The organism is Flagellimonas olearia, from assembly GCF_004150225.1.
Classification (GTDB): domain Bacteria; phylum Bacteroidota; class Bacteroidia; order Flavobacteriales; family Flavobacteriaceae; genus Flagellimonas; species Flagellimonas olearia.
In genome coordinates, this window is the sequence record NZ_ML142908.1 from 61,104 (window position 1) to 84,005 (window position 22,902).

20 protein-coding genes and 1 tRNA gene are annotated in these 22,902 nt (G+C 38.5%); 17 read left to right on the forward strand and 4 right to left on the reverse strand.

What is annotated here, in order from left to right; translation table 11 throughout:
- Nucleotides 1–2,379, forward strand: coding sequence for a penicillin-binding protein 1C (gene pbpC, locus DN53_RS05560; protein ID WP_242502076.1), 2,379 nt, complete (start codon nucleotides 1–3; stop codon nucleotides 2,377–2,379).
- Nucleotides 2,380–2,381: 2 nt separating this feature from the next.
- Here the strand turns inward: pbpC and der are convergent, their stop codons facing one another.
- Complete coding sequence (gene der / locus DN53_RS05565; RefSeq protein ID WP_129653417.1) at nucleotides 2,382–3,683, reverse strand: ribosome biogenesis GTPase Der; 1,302 nt, start codon at nucleotides 3,681–3,683, stop codon at nucleotides 2,382–2,384.
- 76 nt (nucleotides 3,684–3,759) lie between these two features.
- On the opposite strand from der, the gene DN53_RS05570 reads away from it, so the two are divergent.
- Nucleotides 3,760–4,269, forward strand: a complete 510-nt coding sequence (locus tag DN53_RS05570) for a GTP-binding protein (protein ID WP_129653418.1) — start codon at nucleotides 3,760–3,762, stop codon at nucleotides 4,267–4,269.
- Here DN53_RS05570 and era read toward each other — a convergent pair.
- Together era and DN53_RS05580 are read right to left on the reverse strand one after the other, a co-directional pair.
- A complete protein-coding gene (gene era / locus DN53_RS05575) occupies nucleotides 4,266–5,147 on the reverse strand; it encodes a GTPase Era (protein ID WP_129653419.1) in 882 nt (293 codons plus the stop codon). The genes DN53_RS05570 and era overlap by 4 nt on opposite strands.
- The gene (locus DN53_RS05580; RefSeq protein ID WP_129653420.1) at nucleotides 5,137–6,501 is read right to left on the reverse strand and encodes an alanine/glycine:cation symporter family protein; all 1,365 of its coding nucleotides are present in this window, start codon (nucleotides 6,499–6,501) and stop codon (nucleotides 5,137–5,139) included. Before DN53_RS05580 ends, era begins: the two co-directional genes overlap by 11 nt.
- 114 nt (nucleotides 6,502–6,615) lie before the next feature.
- Here DN53_RS05580 and DN53_RS05585 point away from each other — a divergent pair.
- The 14 genes from DN53_RS05585 to DN53_RS05650 all read left to right on the forward strand — a co-directional run bounded on the left by DN53_RS05585 (nucleotide 6,616) and on the right by DN53_RS05650 (nucleotide 20,460).
- Nucleotides 6,616–6,688: transfer RNA gene (locus DN53_RS05585), tRNA-Met, on the forward strand.
- A gap of 317 nt (nucleotides 6,689–7,005) precedes the next feature.
- On the forward strand, nucleotides 7,006–7,650 hold the full coding sequence (locus DN53_RS05590) for a hypothetical protein (protein WP_129653421.1): 645 nt from the start codon (nucleotides 7,006–7,008) through the stop codon (nucleotides 7,648–7,650).
- Entirely contained in the window at nucleotides 7,637–8,059 is a 423-nt protein-coding gene (locus DN53_RS05595; protein ID WP_129653422.1) for a hypothetical protein, read from the forward strand. The genes DN53_RS05590 and DN53_RS05595 overlap by 14 nt, the downstream gene beginning before the upstream one ends.
- Before the next feature lie 111 nt (nucleotides 8,060–8,170).
- Nucleotides 8,171–8,743 (forward strand): restriction endonuclease subunit S, encoded by a 573-nt coding sequence (locus DN53_RS05600; protein ID WP_129653423.1) that lies wholly within the window; start codon nucleotides 8,171–8,173, stop codon nucleotides 8,741–8,743.
- A gap of 2 nt (nucleotides 8,744–8,745) precedes the next feature.
- The gene (locus DN53_RS05605; protein WP_129653424.1) at nucleotides 8,746–10,233 is read left to right on the forward strand and encodes a type I restriction-modification system subunit M; all 1,488 of its coding nucleotides are present in this window, start codon (nucleotides 8,746–8,748) and stop codon (nucleotides 10,231–10,233) included.
- 1 nt (nucleotide 10,234) lies between these two features.
- The gene (locus DN53_RS05610) at nucleotides 10,235–11,485 is read left to right on the forward strand and encodes a restriction endonuclease subunit S (RefSeq protein ID WP_129653425.1); all 1,251 of its coding nucleotides are present in this window, start codon (nucleotides 10,235–10,237) and stop codon (nucleotides 11,483–11,485) included.
- Nucleotides 11,478–11,771: a hypothetical protein gene (locus DN53_RS05615; RefSeq protein WP_129653426.1), complete on the forward strand. Its 294-nt coding sequence runs from the start codon at nucleotides 11,478–11,480 to the stop codon at nucleotides 11,769–11,771. The genes DN53_RS05610 and DN53_RS05615 overlap by 8 nt, the downstream gene beginning before the upstream one ends.
- Nucleotides 11,772–11,812: 41 nt before the next feature.
- Nucleotides 11,813–12,808, forward strand: a complete 996-nt coding sequence (locus DN53_RS05620) for an adenylate/guanylate cyclase domain-containing protein (RefSeq protein ID WP_165357293.1) — start codon at nucleotides 11,813–11,815, stop codon at nucleotides 12,806–12,808.
- An 11-nt stretch (nucleotides 12,809–12,819) separates the two neighbouring features.
- Entirely contained in the window at nucleotides 12,820–13,341 is a 522-nt protein-coding gene (locus tag DN53_RS05625; protein ID WP_129653428.1) for a Pycsar system effector family protein, read from the forward strand.
- Nucleotides 13,342–13,344: 3 nt separating this feature from the next.
- Entirely contained in the window at nucleotides 13,345–16,596 is a 3,252-nt protein-coding gene (locus tag DN53_RS05630) for a type I restriction endonuclease subunit R (protein WP_129653429.1), read from the forward strand.
- 4 nt (nucleotides 16,597–16,600) lie between these two features.
- Nucleotides 16,601–17,305, forward strand: coding sequence for a M48 family metallopeptidase (locus tag DN53_RS05635; RefSeq protein WP_129653430.1), 705 nt, complete (start codon nucleotides 16,601–16,603; stop codon nucleotides 17,303–17,305).
- Nucleotides 17,302–18,558: a hypothetical protein gene (locus tag DN53_RS05640; RefSeq protein WP_129653431.1), complete on the forward strand. Its 1,257-nt coding sequence runs from the start codon at nucleotides 17,302–17,304 to the stop codon at nucleotides 18,556–18,558. Before DN53_RS05635 ends, DN53_RS05640 begins: the two co-directional genes overlap by 4 nt.
- A 149-nt stretch (nucleotides 18,559–18,707) precedes the next feature.
- Complete coding sequence (locus tag DN53_RS05645; protein ID WP_129653432.1) at nucleotides 18,708–19,007, forward strand: helix-turn-helix domain-containing protein; 300 nt, start codon at nucleotides 18,708–18,710, stop codon at nucleotides 19,005–19,007.
- Nucleotides 18,997–20,460 (forward strand): hypothetical protein, encoded by a 1,464-nt coding sequence (locus DN53_RS05650; protein ID WP_129653433.1) that lies wholly within the window; start codon nucleotides 18,997–18,999, stop codon nucleotides 20,458–20,460. Before DN53_RS05645 ends, DN53_RS05650 begins: the two co-directional genes overlap by 11 nt.
- Here the strand turns inward: DN53_RS05650 and DN53_RS05655 are convergent.
- Entirely contained in the window at nucleotides 20,438–21,727 is a 1,290-nt protein-coding gene (locus DN53_RS05655) for a tyrosine-type recombinase/integrase (protein WP_129653434.1), read from the reverse strand. The genes DN53_RS05650 and DN53_RS05655 overlap by 23 nt on opposite strands.
- A 430-nt stretch (nucleotides 21,728–22,157) precedes the next feature.
- On the opposite strand from DN53_RS05655, the gene DN53_RS05660 reads away from it, so the two are divergent.
- Nucleotides 22,158–22,883, forward strand: a complete 726-nt coding sequence (locus DN53_RS05660) for an NUDIX hydrolase (RefSeq protein ID WP_129653435.1) — start codon at nucleotides 22,158–22,160, stop codon at nucleotides 22,881–22,883.
- Nucleotides 22,884–22,902 lie beyond the last annotated feature (19 nt).

Genomic DNA, 22,902 nt, shown 5'->3' on the forward strand with positions numbered 1-22,902 from the left:
GTGGCGTGGATAAAAAACATATCGCCCCTACGAAAAACGCTTACCAAGCATAAAATCAAGATAAGTGTCCTTGGCGCTGTCTTGATTTTATGGTTGTTCTGTCTGCCCAAAAAACTGTTCCAAGACCCTACCTCCACGGTCGTCAACAGTTCCGATGGGATTCTGATCGGGGCTAGGATCGCCGATGATGGGCAATGGCGTTTTCCCCAGTTGGACTCCGTTCCCAAGCGTTTCGAGGAGTGTATCCTATTATTTGAGGATGAATATTTTTACAGACATCCCGGCTTCAATCCCATCTCCATCGTCAAGGCGATTGGACACAACCTTACCAAAAAAACCCGTAGGGGTGGAAGCACCATTACCCAACAGGTGATTCGCCTAAGTCGGAAAAACAGGGGTCGCACCTATTGGGAAAAGTGTATTGAGATTTTTATGGCCACCCGCTTGGAGTTGGGATATTCCAAAGAGGAGATTTTAAATTTGTACGCTTCGCATACCCCTTATGGAGGCAACGTGGTGGGGTTGGAAACGGCTGCATGGCGCTACTTTGGCCTACCCGCCCATGAATTGAGTTGGGGGCAATCGGCGGCATTGGCGATTTTGCCCAATGCACCCTCCCTTATCTTTCCCGGCAGAAATGAACAGGTGCTTTTGGACAAACGTAACCGATTGCTGCAAAAGCTACGGGATAAGGGTGTGATAGACGAAACCACCTATGAATTGGCCTTGGAGGAGCCCTTGCCCCAAAAACCCATGCCTCTCCCAGATGTGGCGCCCCATCTCACGGAACGGATTAGAAATGAACATCCTGGACAACGCATCACAACGTCCATTGACCGCCCCCTACAAAATCGACTCAACCTTTTGGCCGAAAGACACTATCAGCAATTAAAAAGTAACGAAATCCATAATCTGGCCGTTTTGGCCCTGGATGTGGAATCGCGCAAAGTGTTGGGCTATGTGGGGAATTCCCCTTCGGGGAAAGACCATGCCAATTACGTGGATGTCATCACCAAGAACAGAAGTACTGGAAGTACCCTAAAACCCTTTCTTTTTGCTTCCTTGCTGGATGAAGGGCTTGTGTTGCCCCATAGTTTGGTCGAGGATGTTCCCACGGTCATCAATGGATACCATCCTCAGAATTTCGACAAAAAACATGTGGGCGCGGTACCGGCCAGCAGGGCACTTTCCCGCTCTTTGAATGTCCCCGCAGTACGATTGCTTAGGGAGTATGGGTTGCAAAAATTCTACAACAAGCTCAAGAAAATGAATTTGGAATCACTGGACCGACCCTCTTCGTATTATGGATTGTCCTTGATTCTCGGGGGAGCCGAAAGCTCTTTATGGGAAGTGACCCAAACGTATGCTGCCTTGGCCTCCACCTTGAATTATTTTGTGGACCACTCGAGCACCTACCGCCCAACCGAGTTTTTGGAACCTTCTTATCTTCTAGAGGATAAACCGGATTTTGGGGAACAACAATTTGACCCACCCATTTTTGGGGCAGGAGCCATTTATGACACCTTTCAATCCATGATGGAGGTGAACCGTCCGGAAGGGAGTGAGAATTGGCAATTTTTTGATTCCTCCCAGCCCATTGCTTGGAAAACGGGCACTAGTTTTGGATTTAAGGATGCCTGGGCCGTGGGTACCACTCCCAAATATACCATTGGGGTCTGGGTGGGCAATGCCGATGGCGAAGGCAGACCCGGCTTAACTGGAATCACCGCAGCAGCCCCTATTCTTTTTGATGTACTGGACGCCCTGCCCTACAGCAATTGGTTTCAAGAACCTTTTGATGACCTGATCGAGTTGGAGGTGTGCACCCAAAGTGGTTACCGTGCTTCGGTCTACTGTAGCGAAACCCAAAAGGAGCATGTGCCCACCCACGGTACACGAAGTGGTCCCTGCCCCTATCATCAGCAGGTATTTCTGGATGCCTCGGAACAATTTCGGGTGCATTCCAACTGCTACCCTTTGGAAGACATGGTGGCCCAAAACTGGTTTGTGCTCCCCCCCGTGCTGGAGTACTATTATACCACATCGCACCCCAATTACGCACCGCTACCTCCGTATCTGGACGGATGTTCTTCCATGGAAAGCCAACCTATGGATTTTCTTTACCCGAAGCGGAATGAGACCATTTTGCTCCCCAAGGATTTGGGCAATACCACTTCCGATATTGTTTTAAAATTGGCGCATCAGCAATCCAATGCCATTGTGTACTGGTATTTGGATAAGACCTATTTGGGCAAGACCGAAAATTTCCACGAACTTATTCTGGACATCAAACCGGGGGATTATGTGCTTTCCGCCACGGATCATTTGGGCAATCGCCTTGAACAATCCATCCAGGTTCGGTTGGCTTCAGAAAATTGAGCCTATTTCTTCCGCATAAAAATGGTGATGGGAACTCCTGTAAAATCAAAATGCTCCCTAAGCTTGTTTTCCAAAAATCGCTTGTACGGGTCGCGCACATATTGCGGCAGGTTACAGAAAAAAGCAAACTGCGGATAGGGCGTGGGCAATTGGGTACAGAACTTGATCTTCACATATTTGCCCTTGTAGGCCGGTGGAGGGGTATGCTCAATGATAGGAAGCATAATATCGTTCAATTTGCGGGTCACGATTTTCTTTGAACGGTTTTTGAAAACATCCACTGCCGTTTCGATGGCTTTGTAAATCCGTTGCTTGGTCATTACCGAAATAAAGAGAATGGGCACATCCTCAAAAGGTGCGATGGCCTGCTTAATTTTAGCGGTATATTCTTTCACGGAATTGGTCTCCTTTTCCACCAAATCCCATTTATTCACCAATATCACGATTCCCTTGTTGTTCCGTTGGGCCAACCAGAAAATGTTTTCCACCTGTCCATCGAAACCACGGGTGGCATCCAACATTAAAATACAGACATCGCAATGCTCAATGGCCCGCACGGAACGCATTACGGAATAAAACTCCAAGTCTTCCTTGACCTTGGATTTTCTTCGGATTCCGGCAGTATCCACTAAATTGAACTCAAACCCGAACTGGTTGTATTTGGTATCGATGCTGTCCCGGGTAGTCCCGGCAATATCGGTAACAATGTAACGGTCTTCCCCGATTAGGGCGTTTATAAAGGATGATTTTCCTGCATTGGGTCGCCCTACTACGGCAAAACGGGGCAATTCACTTTCTTCTTCCTTTACATCGGGCAATACTTCCACCAAAGCATCCAGCAACTCCCCAGTTCCACTTCCATTGATGCTGGAAAGGGTATAGTACTCCCCCAATCCCAAGGCATAGAATTCCACGGCGTCTGCCATTCGTTGTGCATTATCCACCTTGTTCACAGCCAAGAAAACAGGCTTATCAACCTTACGGAGCAATTTGGCCACATCCTCATCCATGCCGGTAATCCCGGATTCCACATCGACCATAAAGATGATTGCATCGGCCTCGCCTATGGCGAGTTCCACCTGCCGGTCGATTTCCTTTTCAAAAACATCATCGCTCCCCAACACATATCCTCCCGTATCGATCAAGGAAAATTCACGACCGTTCCAGTCGCTCTTCCCGTAATGACGGTCACGGGTTACCCCGCTCACGGCATCCACTATGGCCTCACGGCGTTGTATCAATCGGTTGAAAAAAGTGGATTTCCCTACATTGGGTCGCCCTACGATGGCTACTATAGCTCCCATCAGCATTAAATTTTGGCAAAAGTACCATTTATTATGAAGAAAAAATGATACCTTCTTTTATCTATTTCAATATGTTATGAGTGATTTCACCAATGAGATTGTCCTTAGGCCCCGATTTCAGTTGGCCTTGAAAACCGATTTGGACCACATAAAGCAGGTTTTTGATTCGGTTGGGGACGGACAATTTGTGGTAAAACGTTTGGATGAGCATATCTACATCCGGTTCCAACCCTCTGAAATCACCTTTTGGTCCCCGCAACTTCACCTGGAACTCATTTCCTTTGAGGAAGGAGAGAGCCAAATTCATGGGGTCTTTGGCCCCAACCCCACACTTTGGACCTTTTTTATGTTCCTGCATTTTGGTGTGGGCACCCTCTTTGTGATTTTGGGTGTATTTGCCTATTCCAACCATTCGTTGGGAAAGGATGTGACCCTATTGCTCGTGGGCATGTTCTTCTTGGTATTGATTTGGTTTGGGCTATATGCTTTTGGCCGTATGGGAAAATCCAAGGGAAAACCCCAAATGGAGCAACTCAAGGATTTTTTTAGGAAAATGGTCTCTGGATTCCCCCGAGAATCGGTCTAGTTGTTGTACCCAAAGCGCTTAAGTTGTTGGCTGTTGCTGCGCCAATTTTTGTTGACCTTCACATAGAGTTCGATATGTACTTGCTTTGCAAAGAATTTTTCCAAGTCTTTACGAGCTTCCACACCCACTCTTTTTAAGGCACTCCCCTTGTGGCCGATGATGATTCCTTTTTGGGTATCGCGCTCCACCATGATCACGGAACGGATTCGGATGATATCTTCGTCTTCCAAAAACTCCTCGGTCTCCACTTCTACCGAATAGGGAATCTCTTTTTTATAGTGCAGTAATATTTTTTCCCTGATGGTCTCATTGACAAAAAAACGTTCGGGTTTGTCGGTCAATTGGTCTTTGGGGTAGTAAGGAGGGGCTTCGGGCAGCAATTCCAAAATACGTTCAAAGACTTCCTTTACATTGAAGTTCTCCAAGGCTGATATGGGATGGATCTCCGCATTGGGAAGCACATTCTGCCAATGTTGCATCTGTTCCTCCAAAGCTGCTTGGTCTGACGTATCTATCTTGTTAAGCAATAGCAACACCGGAATCTTACTGTTCTGTATTTTCTTGAAAAAAGCCTCATCCTTGAGTGCTTTTTCACCGATTTCCACCATGTAGAGCAAGACGTCGGCATCCTCAAAGGCCGATTTCACAAAATCCATCATGGAAGATTGGAGTTCATAAGCAGGTTTGATGATCCCCGGGGTATCGGAAAGGATTACCTGAAAATCGTCCCCGTTGACAATACCCAAAATCCGATGACGGGTCGTCTGGGCCTTGGAGGTGATAATGGAAAGTTTCTCCCCTACAAAGGCGTTCATTAGGGTAGACTTCCCTACGTTGGGATTTCCAATGATATTTACAAAACCTGATCTATGCGCCACCTTGCTTCAATTTTTTAAAATAGTTTTTGGCCGACTCATTTACTTTGGGTGATAAATACAGTACGGCAATCATGTTGGGAATTACCATTAGGGCATAGGATAAATCTATGAGATTTTTCACTAAATCCAACGATGCAATCGTGGCAAAAACCACCATCACTATAAAAAATACGTTGTACCACTTACCCACTTTGGGGTTTGTTAGGAATGAAAGGCATTTTACCCCGTAATAGGAATAGGTAAACAGTGTGGAAAGGGCAAATGCCGTTACTATCACCATTAACAAAATGTCCCCAACCCCATAAAGCGTTGTTTCAAAAGCGGTCATGGTCATGGTAATTCCGCTGCCATCCTCCAGATAAGCCCCGCTCAAAATAATGACCACGGCGGTAAAGGTACAAACCATTATGGTATCTATAAATGGGCCCAACATGGCCACCAATCCTTCCTTGGTAGGTTCATCGTTACGGGATTGTCCGTGGTACATGGGTGCACTACCCAGACCGGCTTCATTGGAAAACATGGCACGGCGTACCCCTACTATCACCAGGCCCCAGAATCCACCCGTGACTATGGTATCAAAATTCCAAGCTTCCACAAAAATCATCTTAAGGGCCGGCAATACTTCCCCAGCATTATTTGCCATCACAAAAATCACGGCCAAGAGGTATACCCCTACCATAAAGGGCACAATGGCCGATGCCACCTTGGCGATTTTGGAGAGCCCCCCAAAGATAACGATGGAGGTAACTATGGCCAAAACGAATCCAATACCCAGTTTCCAGTTAAATTCACTGGTCATCAATATAGTTTCATGGGGCTTTATCACCCCCATAAAGGCCTCGGTAAACTGGTTGGCGGTAAACACGCCCAGAAAACCGAACAATCCGCAAATACTGAAAAAAATGGCCATGGGCTTTGCCCATTTTCCCATTCCCTTGGTAATATAGAACATAGGGCCTCCCTGTAATTTTCCATCGACATCGGTATCCCGGAACATAATGGCCAAACTACCGGAATAGAATTTTATACCCATGCCCAAAAGTGCAGTCATCCAAATCCAAAAAACAACCCCTGGCCCCCCATCATGGATGGCAATGGCCACACCGGATATATTCCCCAAGCCTACAGTGGCCGCTACTGCTGCTGACAATGCCTGAAATGAACTCACATCCCCTTTGGCATTCTTATCATCATACTTTCCTGAAACTACAGCAATGGCATGCCCGAAATAGCGATAGGGCGTAAATTTGGAGTAAAAAATCAGGAAAACCCCTCCTCCTATCAGTAATAGAAGCATGGGCCATTCAGTGTATGGTAGTATAGAGGACAGAAAATCATTGATTGCTTTCATAGGGTCAAAAACTCCGAATTTAGGGATTTTCAGCAGTATAGCCCCAAATGATTTAGGAATATTGGGTTTTGTTTGGAAATAACCGAAAAACGGTTGTATATTTGCCGTCCACATCGCGGGGTAGAGCAGTAGGTAGCTCGTCGGGCTCATAACCCGAAGGTCGCTGGTTCGAGTCCAGTCCCCGCTACTAAACTTGAAGCCATTCACTTGAAAATCAGTCGAATGGCTTTTTTTATGCCCGATATTTTCCCGACATTTTAACTTCACTCAGAAATATCCAAAAACAATCAGTCCATACAACAAACTTAGAGGGGGTAGCCCCCAATCATCAAACCAAAGGGCGGGGGTTGAACATGGGCGTTCAAGCAAGGAGGGGGTAACCTAAATTGCGATATTGCAATGGTGCGTAGTATGAAGTCTGAAATTTTATGACTATTTTTCTTACCAGAAATCCCACCATTATACGTGGATTACATTCCCCCACAAAAAATATAATTTCTTTTTATGACCAGCGAAGAACGATTCTTTCATCAGCTTATGGGGAAGACCAGAGCATTATTTCTGAAAAGCAAGACATTTGAAAAGCATCAAGACAAAAATTGGAATTCAGCTATATGCGAAACACCTATTCAAATAAGCAAAGGCTTGTTTTTCGGTTTGAATTGGGGAGGGAACAATATAGGCCAACAGACCACGTATCCCGAAAAGCATCGTAAAAGGGACTGGCAATTTATATCCCATAGCAGAAAGTACTTCAGAGAATATCTAAACTCAGAAATAGAGGATTTAAATTATTCCAACTTTTGTTTCTTCAGAACACCAAAAGCACACCAACTAGAAAACACTGACTGGGAACTTGCTTATCCATTGTTCAAAGAATATGTGGACTTTATAAACCCTCCATGGACATTGATGCTAGGCAAGTCAAATTATGCTCTTTCTCAACATATATCCAGCAAACAAGAATTTTCTGTTTGGGATGATGTAAACAAAAAAACAGTTTACGGTTACACAGGAATACTATTCTCAAAATATCCGTTAGGAGCCGTTCCCCACCCACAAGCAAGAATTTCGTCAGATGCTAGGAATGAAATTTGGAAAACCATAACTGACAGAATAAAAGAAAAGGCTTTCAATGAAAACAATTGATTTCATTCTAACCACCGACCAATTTGAACACCTTGAAAAAGCATATCCCAAAAAAGGCAATAATGCTGATATTGGCAAGAAAGCAGTTCAGATTGCCAAATACTATTTTAATAGTATATACGAAAACCCAAAATTTGAGTATAATATTGATGGGGTAGATTTAATTGTATACTCTCCAAATGATAGGCTAGAATATGAAGTGAAGGGTACGGAGGATTCTGGTGTTGCATTTCACAAACTAAAAGTTTCAAGCACCAATGTCCATAACAAACTAGTGAATGGATTAACCTTATTAAGAATTTGCAGCATTGGAAATCACACTGTTCAGCTTCATTTTATGCAATATGGGGAAGATTTTTTGCTTGAACCAGAAGCAAGATGGACAGTTAAACGTGTAAATGCAAGATAATACCGCATTTCATCGATATTTAAACACATTTCATCGATGTTGGTGTATTTTGAAACATCCTACAAAATTATTTTACTATTTTCGTTGTAGAAAGTTTCAAATAAATATACGTTGATTAAGCAAAAGCTCCAAAATATCGCCAACATCCAGTTTGGGTTATACGAAAAGCCTCATCATACAGGTAGCATTAAGTACTTGCATGCTGGTCATTTTGACAAACTTTATAATCCAACCGATTTTAAAGATAGCTATATTGAACTTGATGGGAAAAACGATAAATTCCTGTTGCAGCCAAATGATTTAATTTTAGCTGGTAAGGGACATCGTATTTTCGCATGGCCATACGACCCTAATTTTGGTAAAGCCATCCCTTCTTCTCTTTTCTACATCATACGACCTAACACCGACTATGTCTTAGGAGAATATTTAGCCTATTACCTAAATTCAGAAAAAATTCAATACGAATTAAAACTTATTGGAGCTGGCGCTACAATCACATCGATTCCTAAAAAAGAATTGGGGCAAATAACCATTACCCTACCCCCTATCAAAAAACAACAGGAGATTATTGAACTAATACGGGTTTTGGATGAGAATATAGAACTAACCAAAGACCTATTGGAAAAACGAACAACACTGAAGCGAGGGTTAGTGAACAGAATAATGAATCAAGAAATAAAATAATCATGAGTAATAAATTAACACAAAGTGAAATCAATGAAAAGGTCTGGGCTGCATGCGACACTTTCAGAGGTACAATAGATGCCACACAGTACAAAGATTATATCCTTACCATGCTCTTTATAAAGTATATTACTGATGTAAGTAATGAAAAACGGGAGGATTATTTAAAAAAATATGATGGTGATGTTGAACGAGTGGAACGTGCCATGAAGCATGAACGTTTTAAGATACCCAAAGAAAGCTCATTTGACTTCCTATATGAAAACCGAAATGAACCGAATCTAGGAGAGCTTATCAATATCGCATTGGAAAACATCGAAGATGCAAATAGAGGAAAGCTTGAAAAGGTGTTTCGAAATATCGACTACAATTCAGAACCCAACCTTGGCCAGACCAAAGACCGTAATCGTCGTTTAAAAAATCTTTTGGGCGACTTTGTTGGGCTGAATCTTAGACCTTCAAATTTAGAAGGAAACGACATTATCGGTGATGCTTACGAATACCTTATTGAAAAATTTGCTTCGGATGCAGGCAAAAAAGCTGGTGAATTTTACACCCCTAAAAATGTCTCCATTTTGTTGGCAAAATTAGTTGAAGCTAAAGCAGGTGACAGAATATCCGACCCAACTTGTGGCTCTGGCTCATTGCTTCTCAAAGTTGCCAACGAAATAGGAAGTAAGAACGTTTCCTTAAATGGGCAAGAAGTAAATGGTAGCACATGGGCATTAGCACGAATGAATATGTTTTTGCATGAAATGGACAATGCTCGTATTGAATGGGGTGACACATTGAATAATCCATTACTCAGAGAAGGTGATGCATTAATGAAGTTTGATGTGGTAGTTGCCAATCCTCCTTTTTCTTTGGATAAATGGGGTGCAGAGAATGCAAGTTCCGATAAATACAATAGGTTTCATAGAGGAACACCACCAAAGAGTAAGGGCGACTATGCCTTTATTACCCACATGATTGAAACCTTAAATGAACATGGGAAAGCTGGCGTGGTCCTACCACATGGGGTTTTGTTTAGGGGTAGTTCTGAAGGGAAAATAAGAAAACAACTTATAGACGAAAATTTATTAAAAGCTGTAATCGGTTTACCTGCCAATCTATTCTACGGAACAGGCATTCCAGCCACAATCTTAATTTTCGATAAGAACAAAGGGGACAATAGTGATGTTCTATTCATTGATGCCAGCAATGAGTATGATTCTGGTAAAAATCAAAATATTCTAAATGAGAAGAATATTGAAAAAATTATAGCTACATATAAAAATTGGGAGACAATTGATAAATATAGTCATGTAGCAACTAGGGAAGAGCTACTTGAAAACGATTACAATTTAAATATCCCTCGATATGTTGACACCTTTGTAGAGGAAGAACCAGTAGACATAAAAGCTACACAAATGGAAATCCTTTCCCTTAAACAACAGATAGCTGATGTAGAAAAGAAGTTAGAAGCTCATTTAACTGAACTAGGTTTATAATATGGAACTAACCGAGTACATAAAACATGGGTTTAAGGAAACTAAAATAGGCTGGATTCCAATCGATTGGAATCTAAAAACCCTGAAGGATGTATGTGAAGTTAAGGGTCGCATAGGGTATAGAGGCTATACAGTAAATGATATTGTTCCAAAAGGAGAAGGAGCAATAACCATAAGTCCATCAAATATTAAAGGAACTTCATTGAGTTTCGATGATTCAACCTATATATCTTGGTATAAATATGAAGAATCTAAAGAAATTCAGCTCCAATCCGACGATATATTATTGGTTAAAACTGGTTCTACATTTGGTAAGTCTGCTTTAGTTAAAGAATTAAAAGAAAAAGCCACAATAAACCCACAGTTGGTAATCATCAAAAATATCAACTGCAATGTCAAATATTTAAGTTACTTAATTTCTGATGAAATTATTCAAAGACAAATATTTTCGGTTGTGGTTGGTGGTGCAATTCCAACATTATCACAAGAAAACATATTAAAATTTGCTATTCCTTTGCCTTCACTACACGAACAGAAAAAGATAGCTTCTTTTCTCTCAGATTGGGACAAGGCCATTGAAACCACCACAAACCTCATTGAGAAATTAAAACTTCGTAAAAAAGGTTTGTGTCAAGAGCTATTGATTGGCAAAAAGAGGTTGACAGGGTTTACTGACGAATGGCAAAAAATAAAAGCGGGAGATATTTTTGTAAATCACACCAACAAAAATCACAATGGAAAACTTGAAGTTCTTTCGGCAACTCAGGAGAATGGAGTAATCCCAAGAAGCGAAACAGGAATAGACATTAAATACGATAAGGCCTCTTTAAAAAACTACAAAAAAATAGACATCGGGGATTTTGTGATTAGTCTCAGGTCATTTCAGGGAGGAATTGAATATTCCAACTATGAGGGTTTAGTTAGTCCTGCATACACTGTTTTAAAGGAAATGATTCCAATCTCCAAGGAATATTTTAGAGAGTATTTCAAAACCCAAAATTTCATTAACCGTTTAAACTCTATAATCTACGGAATCAGAGATGGAAAGCAAATCAGCTATAAAGAATTCTCTTCATTGAAAATTAGCATCCCTAGTCTAAACGAACAAAAAGCAATAGCAAATATTCTATTGATTTCGGATATAGAAATTAAGAAGCAACAAGAATATTTAGAACAATTACAAAAGCAAAAAAAAGGGTTGATGCAGCAATTGTTAACTGGAAAAATAAGAGTAAACTCAAAATATGAATAAGGAATTTGAAGTGTTACAAAACCTGACAGAAGCTCAAAAACAGGAATTTGAAAATGATATTCAACAGTTGTATGCTTATTGTTATAACCAAACAAAAGGTGAGCTTCAAAAGTTAATAGACGTAACTACTAATTTGCGTTTAGAAGGTGAAGTGTTTCTAAAAGTAACCTTTGAATTTGACCCGAACTTCGGAGTTAACGGAAAGGGAAGAATTACTCAATTGTCCAAATATCCGAACAAACTGGCTTATGAAGCTGCTGTTGCTGCTGAGAAAAATTTGAATTAGCAAAATATCCCATCAACTCATAAAACAAAAAAATGGCCAAAATGAAGAGAAAAATAGAAGAACTGACAGAAGATATTGAAGACATAATTCAGACAGAATTTTCATATATCACAACAGTTAATGTTCCAAGTGTTACCGATACCTCTTTAACTTTTGGTAATGGAGAAGAAAAGAAAGCAAAAGAATTAAAAACATGTGTTTTATTCGCAGACATAAGGTCTTCCGTTGCTTTGACAAAAAAGCATCATACAAAAACTATGGGAAGACTTTATTCTGCTTTTGCAAAAGTATGCTTAAAAGCTGCTCATCATCATGGTGGATATGTAAGGAATATTATTGGAGATAGAGTAATGATAGTATTTCCTTCTGCCAATTGCTTTGTAAATGCAGTTGAATGTGCAATTACCATAAATCATGTATGCAATAAAATTATTGATAAGAATTTCAACGGCATGGATTTCAAATGTGGTATTGGCGTGGATTATGGAGAATTGAAAATCATTAAGGTTGGCACACCAAAACAAGGAGACGAAGCAGCTGAAAATAGAGGATTAGTATGGACTGGTTACCCTGCCAACATCGCTTCAAGATTAACAGATGTTGCTAACAAGACTATGGAGGAAACCTACTATGAAGTAAAAAGGAATCCAATCAATCCATTATACGGTTTTGGTGGACTTTTAGGAATGCTTAGACCATCGCCATTTTTAGGCACTGGTAATCTACAAAATGATGAACCTTATCAAAATCGGGTTGAAACTGTCGAAATGACACCCGAAGAGTTTGCCAATTCATTAACGAACCATGAACAGGGCAAAATAGGAATCTCTCTAGGCAAATTCATTAGCTTCGAAAAGAAATCAAGAAAAAAAAATTACCCTCCTATCTTACTTTCAGATACTGTTTATAAGGGATATAAAAAAGAAAGTTCAACTGATAATTCATTATTAAATAAGTATTGGGAAAAAGAAAAGTATACTGTTAATGATGTTAACGGCGATGTGTTTGGGGGTAATATTATTTGGGACATCGATTAAAAATTTTCTATATGAACAGTACATTACTTGAAATTTTCTACAACACAAAAGATTGGCTGAAGTTTGCTGAAGCCAAAAACGCAATGCTAATTGCATTTAATGGAGCTTCTATTTATGGAGTAGCACAACTATTTGATATTGACTTTTTTGATGAGTCGAAATTTTGGACAGTTTATTTAACCGCTGTCATTCTTTTTCTCGTTGTATCCACCATTACCTGTTTAACCTCTTTTGTTCCAAGACTACGATTTCTATACCTCAGTATTGTTCCAGAAAAAATGGAAGACAACATTTTCTTTTTTGAAAATTTAAAGGATATGTCTGAGGAAAAAATTCTAAAGTGTCTTACCGAAAAAGGAGCAAGTGACACCTTCACAGAAATTGATAAAGATTTGGCCAATCAGATACAATCATTGGCAAAAGTTGCTAGCACCAAATACAGCCTTTTCCTAGTGGCCGTATGGATTACAGTAATAGCCTATGCAAGCCCAGTCGTGGCATTTATTCTATGGCTTTATAACCACAATAAATAAATTATGAAGACTCCTTCCTTTTTAGAAGACCATATATCCCAAATCCCTGCTTTGCAGCTATTTATTAATATGGGATATAATTATGTTACACCCGAAAAAGCATTGGATTGGCGAGGAGGTAAAAAATCACAGGTTCTCTTCGAAAATATTCTCAAAACGCAATTGCATGAAATAAATACTATTCATCGCAAAGGTAAAGAGTACCCTTTTTCAGAAGCAAACCTTAATTCGGCCATTTTAGCTCTAAAAGATTTACCTATTCAGGATGGCTTTCTAAATGCCAATGCTGCATTTTATGACCTTATCACTTTGGGCAAAGCTATGGAGCAAAGTATCGATGGAGATAAAAAAAGTCATACGCTACAATACATAGATTGGGAAAACCCAGAAAACAACATTTTTCACGTTACTGAGGAATACAGTGTTTTAAGAACTGCCAGAACAGATACTTACCGTCCAGATATAGTGCTATTTGTAAATGGAATTCCAATGGTAATTATTGAGTGTAAAAGTCCCTCTCTAAAAGGTACTAAGTCTCCAACAGAATTGGCCATAGAACAGCATATTCGCAATTTTAGTAAAACTGGCATCCGCTCTTTGTATATGTACTCCAATCTTTTGTTAAGTATTGCTACAAACGATGGCAGTTATGGCACTACAGGAACGAGTAAGGAGTTTTGGTCTAAATGGAAAGAGCAGTTTTCAAGCAAGCAGGATAAGGAGGATTTTGCCAATGAGCTTTCCAGCATTAAAAACAAACCATTAAAAGAGGTTCAAAAGAACGATTTGTTCTCAGGAAGATTTAAATATGTGAAGTCCTATTTTGATGGACTGGAAAAGGAAAAAAGAGAAACAACCAACCAAGATGAATTGTTGTATTCTCTTTGTCGAAAAGAACGTTTACTGGAAATCATCAGGAACTTTACAGTTTATGATGAAGGCATTAAAAAAGTAGCTCGATACCAACAATTTTTTGCCATACAGGATACAATAAAACGAGTTACCCATTTTGACAACCTAGGGAAAAGGCAAGGTGGTGTAATATGGCACACACAAGGTAGTGGCAAATCTCTCACCATGGTTATGTTGGCTCAAATGATTGCTTCAAATCCTGAAATAAGTAACCCAAAAATAATTCTTGTCACAGACAGAATTGATTTGGATGACCAAATCTCAGACACCTTTAAAAAGTGCCAAAAAGAGGTGAAGCAAGCAAAAACTGGCACACATCTAACAGAACTGTTGAATGATAAAAGTGATGCTATAATCACTACAATCATAAACAAATTCGAAGCAGCCGTTAAACAAACAAAGAACCCCTTTCTTTCATCAGATATTTTTGTCATGATTGATGAAGGACATAGAACGCAATACGGTAGCTTTAATGTTAGTATGCAACAGGTTTTTCCTAACGCTTGTTTTCTTGCGTTTACAGGCACACCTTTAATGAAAAGGGAAAAGAGTACCGCTCACAAGTTTGGTGGCTATATAGGCCTCCCGTATACCGTTAAAGACGCTGTTGACGATGGTGCAGTAGTACCTCTTTTGTACGAAGGCAGACACAACCTAATTACAGTTGATGAAGACCCTGTAAATAGATATTTTGACAAACTTTCTGAACCCCTATCCGAATATGGTAAAGCAAACCTGAAAAGAAAGTTCAACACCATTAATGAACTTAATAAAACTGAAAAGGTTATTTACGCCAGAGCATGGGACATTTCGGAACACTATAAGAACTTTTTTCAAACTGAGGGTGACAAGTACAAACCGAAAGGACAATTGGTTGCACCAACTATCAAGGCTGCCTTACTTTACAAACGGTTTTTGGATGACATAGGAATGGTTACTTCAGAGGTCATTGTTACTCAATCTGACCAACGTGAAGGTGTCGAAGATGGGTTTTACAACACAAATGAAGAGAAACGAATCGAAGACGAATATTTTAACTCTAGAATTGATAAGTATGGAGATTTAAAAAAGTTTGAAAAGAGCATTATAACCCAATTCAAGAAAAGGGAACATCCAGAAATATTGATTGTAGTCGCTAAATTATTAACTGGTTTTGATGCTCCAAACAACACCATACTTTATTTGTGCAGGGCATTAAAAGAACATACCCTATTACAAGCCATTGCGAGAGTAAATCGAGTATACCCAGGCAAAGATTATGGTTATATCGTGGATTACTATGGCAATCTTGAAAACTTAGATAATGCATTGGCCACTTATTCAGGTCTTTCTGATTTTGACGAAGAGGAACTTGAAGGCACTTTGACCAAATTGGATGATGAAATAAAGAAGCTTCCACAGGCTTACTCGGAAGTCTGGGACATTTTCAAAGAGCTAAAAGACAAAAACCTTGAACCAACCGCTTATGAGGAGCTGCTAAAACCAGAGGACATCCGAAATAAGTTTTACGAAAAGCTCAGTCAATTCGCTAGATTACTTAAGATGGCCTTATCTTCAGTCGATTTCGCCAACAATACGGATGAAAAGAAGATAGCCCAATACAAAAAAGACGCAAAGTTCTTTCTTAAGCTACGTGTAGATGTGAAGCGTAGGTACAATGACGATTTATCCTATAAAGAGTTTGAGCCTAAAATTCAGAAACTGATTAACCAGCATATTTCAACTGAAGGTGAAATAATGAAGGTAACTGAATTGGTTGACATCTTTGACAAAGAACAACGTGAAGTCGAAATCGAAAAAATTACTGGTAAGGCTGCACAGGCTGACCATATTGCCAGTAGAACAATTAAGGCTATCAATGTAAAAATGCAGGAAGACCCAGTATATTACAAAAAGCTGGCCGAACTTATAAAAGAGACCATTGAAGAATATTACCAAAAGCGTATTTCAGAAGCCGAGTTTTTGAAAAAGGCAAAGGAGTTAGAGGATAAGTTTTTACACGGACGGTCAGAAGATGCTCCAAAAGAATTAGCAAACAACGATGCAGGGTTGGCTTTTTACAATTTTAGCAAGACAACATTTGATGATGTGGAATTGCTTAAGACCCGATTTCACATTGAAACTAGTTTGGATATTGATAAAACAGTAAAAGAGCATATTTATCTGAATGGAAATAAGATTGTAGAATGGGATAAAAACAAAGACATTACAGGCAAAATAAATATTGCTCTAGGTGATATTGTCTATGATCTCCTTAAGAAATACGGACAGGATACGAACTGGGACAAAATAGACCAGCTAATCGAGGATTGTCTGAAGGTGGCGATAATAAAATACAAGTAGCCCTATGAGAGATGAAATCCAATATGGAACGACCCTTATAGTCTACGATTTGGAATTCTCCCAACGTAAAACGCTTGGAATTAAAGTCTATCCAGATAAATCGGTTAGAGTAACCGCTCCAAAAGATAGCGATTTACTGAAAGTCCGTGACAAAGTAAGAAAGAAGGCTGCTTGGATAGTTAGGCAGCAGGACTTTTTTCTTTCATTTCAACCAATTACTCCACCTCGAAGGTTTGTAAATGGTGAAACCCATCTATATCTAGGCAAACAATATAGATTAAAACTTCACGAATCTAAAAAAGCAGCAGTAAAGCTTTCGGGAGGATATTTACAGGTATATTGCCAGAATCCTGAAAATAAGAAAACTGTAGAAGAGTTAATTAAAGGTTGGTACAAGGACAAAGCCGAAATACACTTTAAAGAACTTTTTGAAGAACAACGCCCATTAGCAAAGAGTCTTTTCGACGGTGATGCAATATTAGCTTACAGATGGATGAAGAAACGGTGGGGCAGTTGTGATAAGGATGGAAAGATTCATTTAAATCTGGAATTGATTAAAACTTCCAAAAAATGCATTGAATATGTTATCATACATGAACTATGTCATTTAAAGTACCTGAATCACAGTTCAGCTTTTTATGAGCTTCTGGAAAAGGTATATCCAGATTGGAAGGAAACTAAAGATAAGCTAGAAAGATGGATGGTATGAACAGATTATCCCCTACAGAAATCCTAGAGGATTTTGTTGTCTTTCTATTACTGCAAGAGGATGAGCTATTGTCACCTATTGGATATTTCTTCAATCAGGAGAATATGGTTATGCTATTTGATGGGAAAGAAAAAACTAATTACCTAGACTACATAAGACAAGAACTGGGATTTTTAGAAAAGTTGAAAATAAACCCTCAGTTAAAGCCTACAATCGAAAGCTTGGATGACCTACTCTCCAAAAATGAACAACAATCATTACTAAAAACTATCAATGAAAATTTCAAATTCGGATTCCCAACAGATTGTGACGAAGAAGGGAATCCTTTAGATGGGAGCTACAATCTAAACATATCTCCCTTTGAATTGGACGAAACCTTTCAACTTTACTTGGCCTTATCGAAGATTAATCCCAGCATTTACATTTCTTACGTACATCAAATTTTCGTTCACCAGTGGCAAATACAACATCGGGCATTGGAAGAAAACATTACTCGTTTTAATGATGTTCTTCTAAGCAGGCAACTTATTCCCAGTAACATTAAAGAAGATTTCCAAAAAAACCGTCTACTGAAATCCAAAAACAAATACTTCAATGTAGTTGAAGAAAAACCGTTCCAGTTTGATGGCTTTTTCGATTCAAAGGGATACTTTATTGACCTAGAGAAAACCGTAACCTTATGGATTGAATTAAGTAAGCGTTTTAAATTAAGTTATGACATATTGTTATTGAAAGTTCCATCTGACTGTAGCTTAATGCTATATAAGTATCATAAAGCTCTTCTCGGAGAAAATGAAAGTGAAGAGTCCTCGCTTTCTGAAAGCTTCTACGAACAAATTGAACGCAACAAACCTCTAGTAAACTATCTTAAAGATAAAGGGTTCGACAATAATGAAATTTACATAGTAATTAACCTGTTATCTTTTAACGATTTTAATAATCTGAACATAAGATACATTGACTTCAACTCTGTTGAATTTTTTAGGCTCTGTTATCTATTTTACATTTTTGATTTTTACGAAGAGGATAAATCTTTGTCCTTCGAAACTGAAAATGACTTTCTGTATCTAAGCCTTTCTTCTCCACCAACAAATTTGAAAAGATGGAAAAATCAATTCAAAAAGTACTATTCCAACAAATATGAAGTAGAATCCACTGATTATCCATTTAAAAAAGCAGATATTCTATTAAATAAAATAGAAAACCAACTTCAAATTAAAAGGGAAAAATTAAAGCCTATTTTGAAAAGATAATTTTAACATTAATTATATAGCTTACAGACAGCCACTTACATTATAAAAAGTGGCTTTTTTCATTTTTATTCTTCCCTTTTTCTCCCCTGTTTTCCCTTTCATCAGCTTGCGAATGATTCTGCAAACCAAACCAGAATCGAAAAGTAATTATGAGGGAAAATGACCTAAAAGTTATCGGAATTGAGCAAGATAGTCTTGTATCAATCATCGGGCAGGTAGTCGCCAAAGAGCTACAAGATGCTCTACCTAAGTATGAATTTAAGACTCAAAACGAGGGTGACGAAGTATTAAGTACAAAAGAAGCCTGTGAGCTTCTTAGGATTTCCAAAACCACTTTATGGAGGCTTAGCAAAAAAGGGGCTATTCCTGTAAGGCGATTAAACACGAAAACCGTGTTCCTTAAAAGTGAATTGTTGAACTATTTAAAAAAGAATGATTATGAGAGTTAATCTAGCTAACAGAGAATATTTCATGCTTATTGAACAAGGTTTATATAAGAAAATGAAGAAGCTTGTGAACACAAATAACAGGAAATATCCAAAAGGCCGAAATCATCTAAACATTGATTATTTAGTCTTTGTAATTGATTTAATAGAGCAAAAATCAATTGAACATAAAGATAACCTTACTAAAGGACATGTACGTTTAAAAGCGAGCTATCTCAAAAAGTACTTTTGGAATTATAAAAGGCACATTGATTTTCTAGAATCCAATGACTTCATAAGTAAACGTCCTTATATAATTAACAAGAACCTATCTCATGGATATAAGGTAATTTACCCCGTTAATCAAAAACTTAAAATTGTAAAGCACTTATGTTCACAAACAGAATTCACGAAAAACCTTGTTGATTTCGAAAACAGGACATGTGAAATTACCGATGAGACCACAGAGCATCTGACCAAGTGGCTAAACACAAATCAAATCAGTTTCGATTACGAGTCAGCAATGAAGTTTATTACTAACAGTACAGACCTAAGTATTCGTCAGAAGTATCAGAGAATGTTAATATGTGAAAAGCTCAGTCACGGCCTTATATACTATAGGAGATTGGCAAAAGACAGAAGACTTCATACAACAATTACCAGCTTGCCTAAAGAATTAAGGCCATTCTTAAGTTTTAAAGGAGACAAGTTAGTGTCACTTGACCTAAAATCATCACAACCATATTTTCTCTGTGGGTTGATAAGTGAGTTGATAAACACAAGTGGAGAAGGGTTAGTGTTTGGTGGGTTGAAGAGAAGGTTTAGAGAGAAGATAAGTGAAGTGTATACTGTTACGATTCTGTCAACGCCGCAAAACACTGTTTACGAAGAACTTAGCAAGTTCATTGATTTAGTACTCACTAATGATATATATGAGCATGTAGGCAACAATTTTTCGGAAGAATTTTTGGAAGAAATCCAAGGACCGAACGGCCATATACAGGATAAATTCTATGTTTTAAGCAAGGGTTATAAGCAACGTAAACAGTTTAAAACACTTAGAGATTATTGTAAAAAAGCTGTTTTAGAGTACTTATACTGCTCTCCAAACTCTCATGAAAAGAGAATCAAGGAGATACGTAGAATTTTTCCAGATAGCGTAAATAGAATAGTTAACATGCTAAAATTCAAGGACGAAGAGAAGAAATTCAACAGAAATGATTTTGCACTTATCCTACAGAATATTGAGGCCTACTTCATTATTGATATAATCACCAAAACAATCGCAGAAGAAAGACCTGACTTATTTATGCTAACTATTCATGATAGTATAATTTGTACTGTTGATAATATGAAATATGTTCATGATACGATGATGGATATTTTTATCGGAATGCTTGGCATTGCACCAAATATAGTTTTTGAACCATGGTTTCAAGTTACTGAGGAAAGCACTAAAGTTCAGAAAATTGCTTAGCCCAATATTCCTCTAGTTCAATAACATGTTCAAGGTGGCTTTGTTTAAGATACCGTTCCAACATACTATCAGAGCTATGGCCCGTAATGGCTCTGATGGTCTTGTTGGGTATCTTACCATAGTGGTTTGTTGCAAATGACCTTCTACAAATATGACTGGAAATTAACTCGTATTTTGGATAATAGTCGATTCGCTTACGGAATGTTTCTTCTCCATTGGGCAAGGTCACTTTGACTTTTTTGCCTCCAAGGATACTTTCTGTCAAACCTGCCAACTCACCTATCTCTTTTATATAATCATTAAACTTTTGGTCACTAATCTTTTTTGGAAAATTGCCGCCTCTTTTGTCAAGTATGGTTTGAACATCTGGGTGAATAGGAATAACTACCTTATCACTAACCTTTTCGGTCATGATTTGAAATCTTCCAGTTTGGATTTGCAAACTATTCAACTCTAAAATATCTGATATTCTAAGACCTGTCCAAACACCAATTAACAACCAATCACGTGCATTATCTAATCTTGGGTTATCTGAGAAATCCAATGAACTAATGTTCTTTATTTCCTGAATGTTCAAATAAGGGTCATAAGTTTTATCCCTAGGCAAGGAAAACTTATTATTGGCTGCATACGGATTGAGTTCAATCCCTTTTGATTTCGCATAGGAGCATACCTGATTAATAATTGAAAGGTGCTTACTTGCATTGGTTCTATTGTATAGTAAATCATTGGTCATGTAATCCAAAAAAGACTTATGAAATTCACTGTCTAACTCACGCCACCTTAAATTAACGTCCCTCTCAGATTCGAATGCTTTAACAACATTCAGAGTTCCTTTGTACTTTTTTATTGTTCTATCTGACAACTTTTTCCCAGTTTTTATACTTACCTCCTTCTCTTTGTCATCCACAAAAACTTCAAAAAAGGGCGTAAAGTAAAATTTTTCATTCTCCTCATCTTTTAAAGGCTGAGAGTGAAAACTCATAACAGTTGAATCCAACCACTTTTTATTAATTATCTTACCTTGATTATAAGATTCGTTAAACGTATTGATGATATGCTCTTTTAATCTCGGTAGCTTCTCATTTAAGAAACGAGAGGATTGGCTGTCAACCATATTTTTCACATAACCTTTTTTATGCCAAAACTTAGGGTTGATTAAAAAACCTGATTTAGAAGTTATATCCAATTCTTTGCCCCTGTAGAATCTTACATATATTTCGGATGGGTTTTTAGTACTTTTTACTATTAATTTCACATTGGCCATTTATCCCGATATTTTCCCGAAATCTACGAAACTTGTAGAAATATATCGAAATGAGTAGGAATAAATTTTTATTTAATTTATTGATAAACTGATATTTAATATAAACAATTAGTTTATCTAGGTTTCCAAAGGTTCAAGGTTGTAGTACAGTCCCCGCTACTAAGAAAGAGTTTACAGCAATGTAAGCTCTTTTTTATGTCCTATCCTTTCGTTTCCCAACCTACTTTCCCCATAATTCTCCTGTGATTCAGACAAGGATGAAATCAGAAATCAATTCTTGAATGCATCTAAAAATCCCTAAATACTGGGTTTTATGCCACCCATATTACACAACTCAAAACTCTTCAAAAATATTAATGCGTAAAAAATACGCTAATTAATGTGTAAAATTTACGCTAACTATTATATTTGTTTTCACCAACCAAGGAACATGTCAGATCAAAACATCAATATTCCAGAAGTCTCAGTGGATTGTGTCATTTTCGGTTTTCATGCAACAGACCTCAAAGTCTTGTTGCTAAAAGTCGATGATTCAGAATATTGGAGTTTGCCTAGAGGTGCGGTTTCGCGAAAAGAGTCCCTCGGCATGGCCGCATCAAGGGTACTGAAGGAAACAACGGGTATTGGAAATGTTTTTCTACAGCAGTTTCAAACCTTTGGCGCCGTAGATCGCTATAAACACTACTCAAAAGAGCAGACCAAAGCGGTATTGGAATCCTCTAAAAAAGAGGCGACCGAGAGCCTTTCCTATCAGAGCACCATTTCAATAGGCTACTATGCTTTGGTTGATTTTGAAAAAATCGCCCCTCCTTTTAAAGAATATCAATGGTGTGCCATTTCAGAAATTCCAAACCTTTTGTTCGACCACAACGATTTTGTGGATATGGCCCTTGTTTCCCTAAGAAAGGATTTGCGCTATTTGCCCATCGCCAAGCTTTTACCGGAAAAGTTTACGCTACGCGATATGCAAAACCTCTATGAAACCATCCTAGACCGGGAATTTGACCGGCGGAATTTTCACAAACTGCTGATGCGCTATGAATTTCTTATCAAGCTTCCCGAGAAGAGAAAAGGAGGGGCCAACAAGCCCCCAAACCTATATAAAATAGATGTTGAGAAATACGAAACCGCATTGCAGGATGGTATCTCATACTAAACCCACCAATTGATCAAAC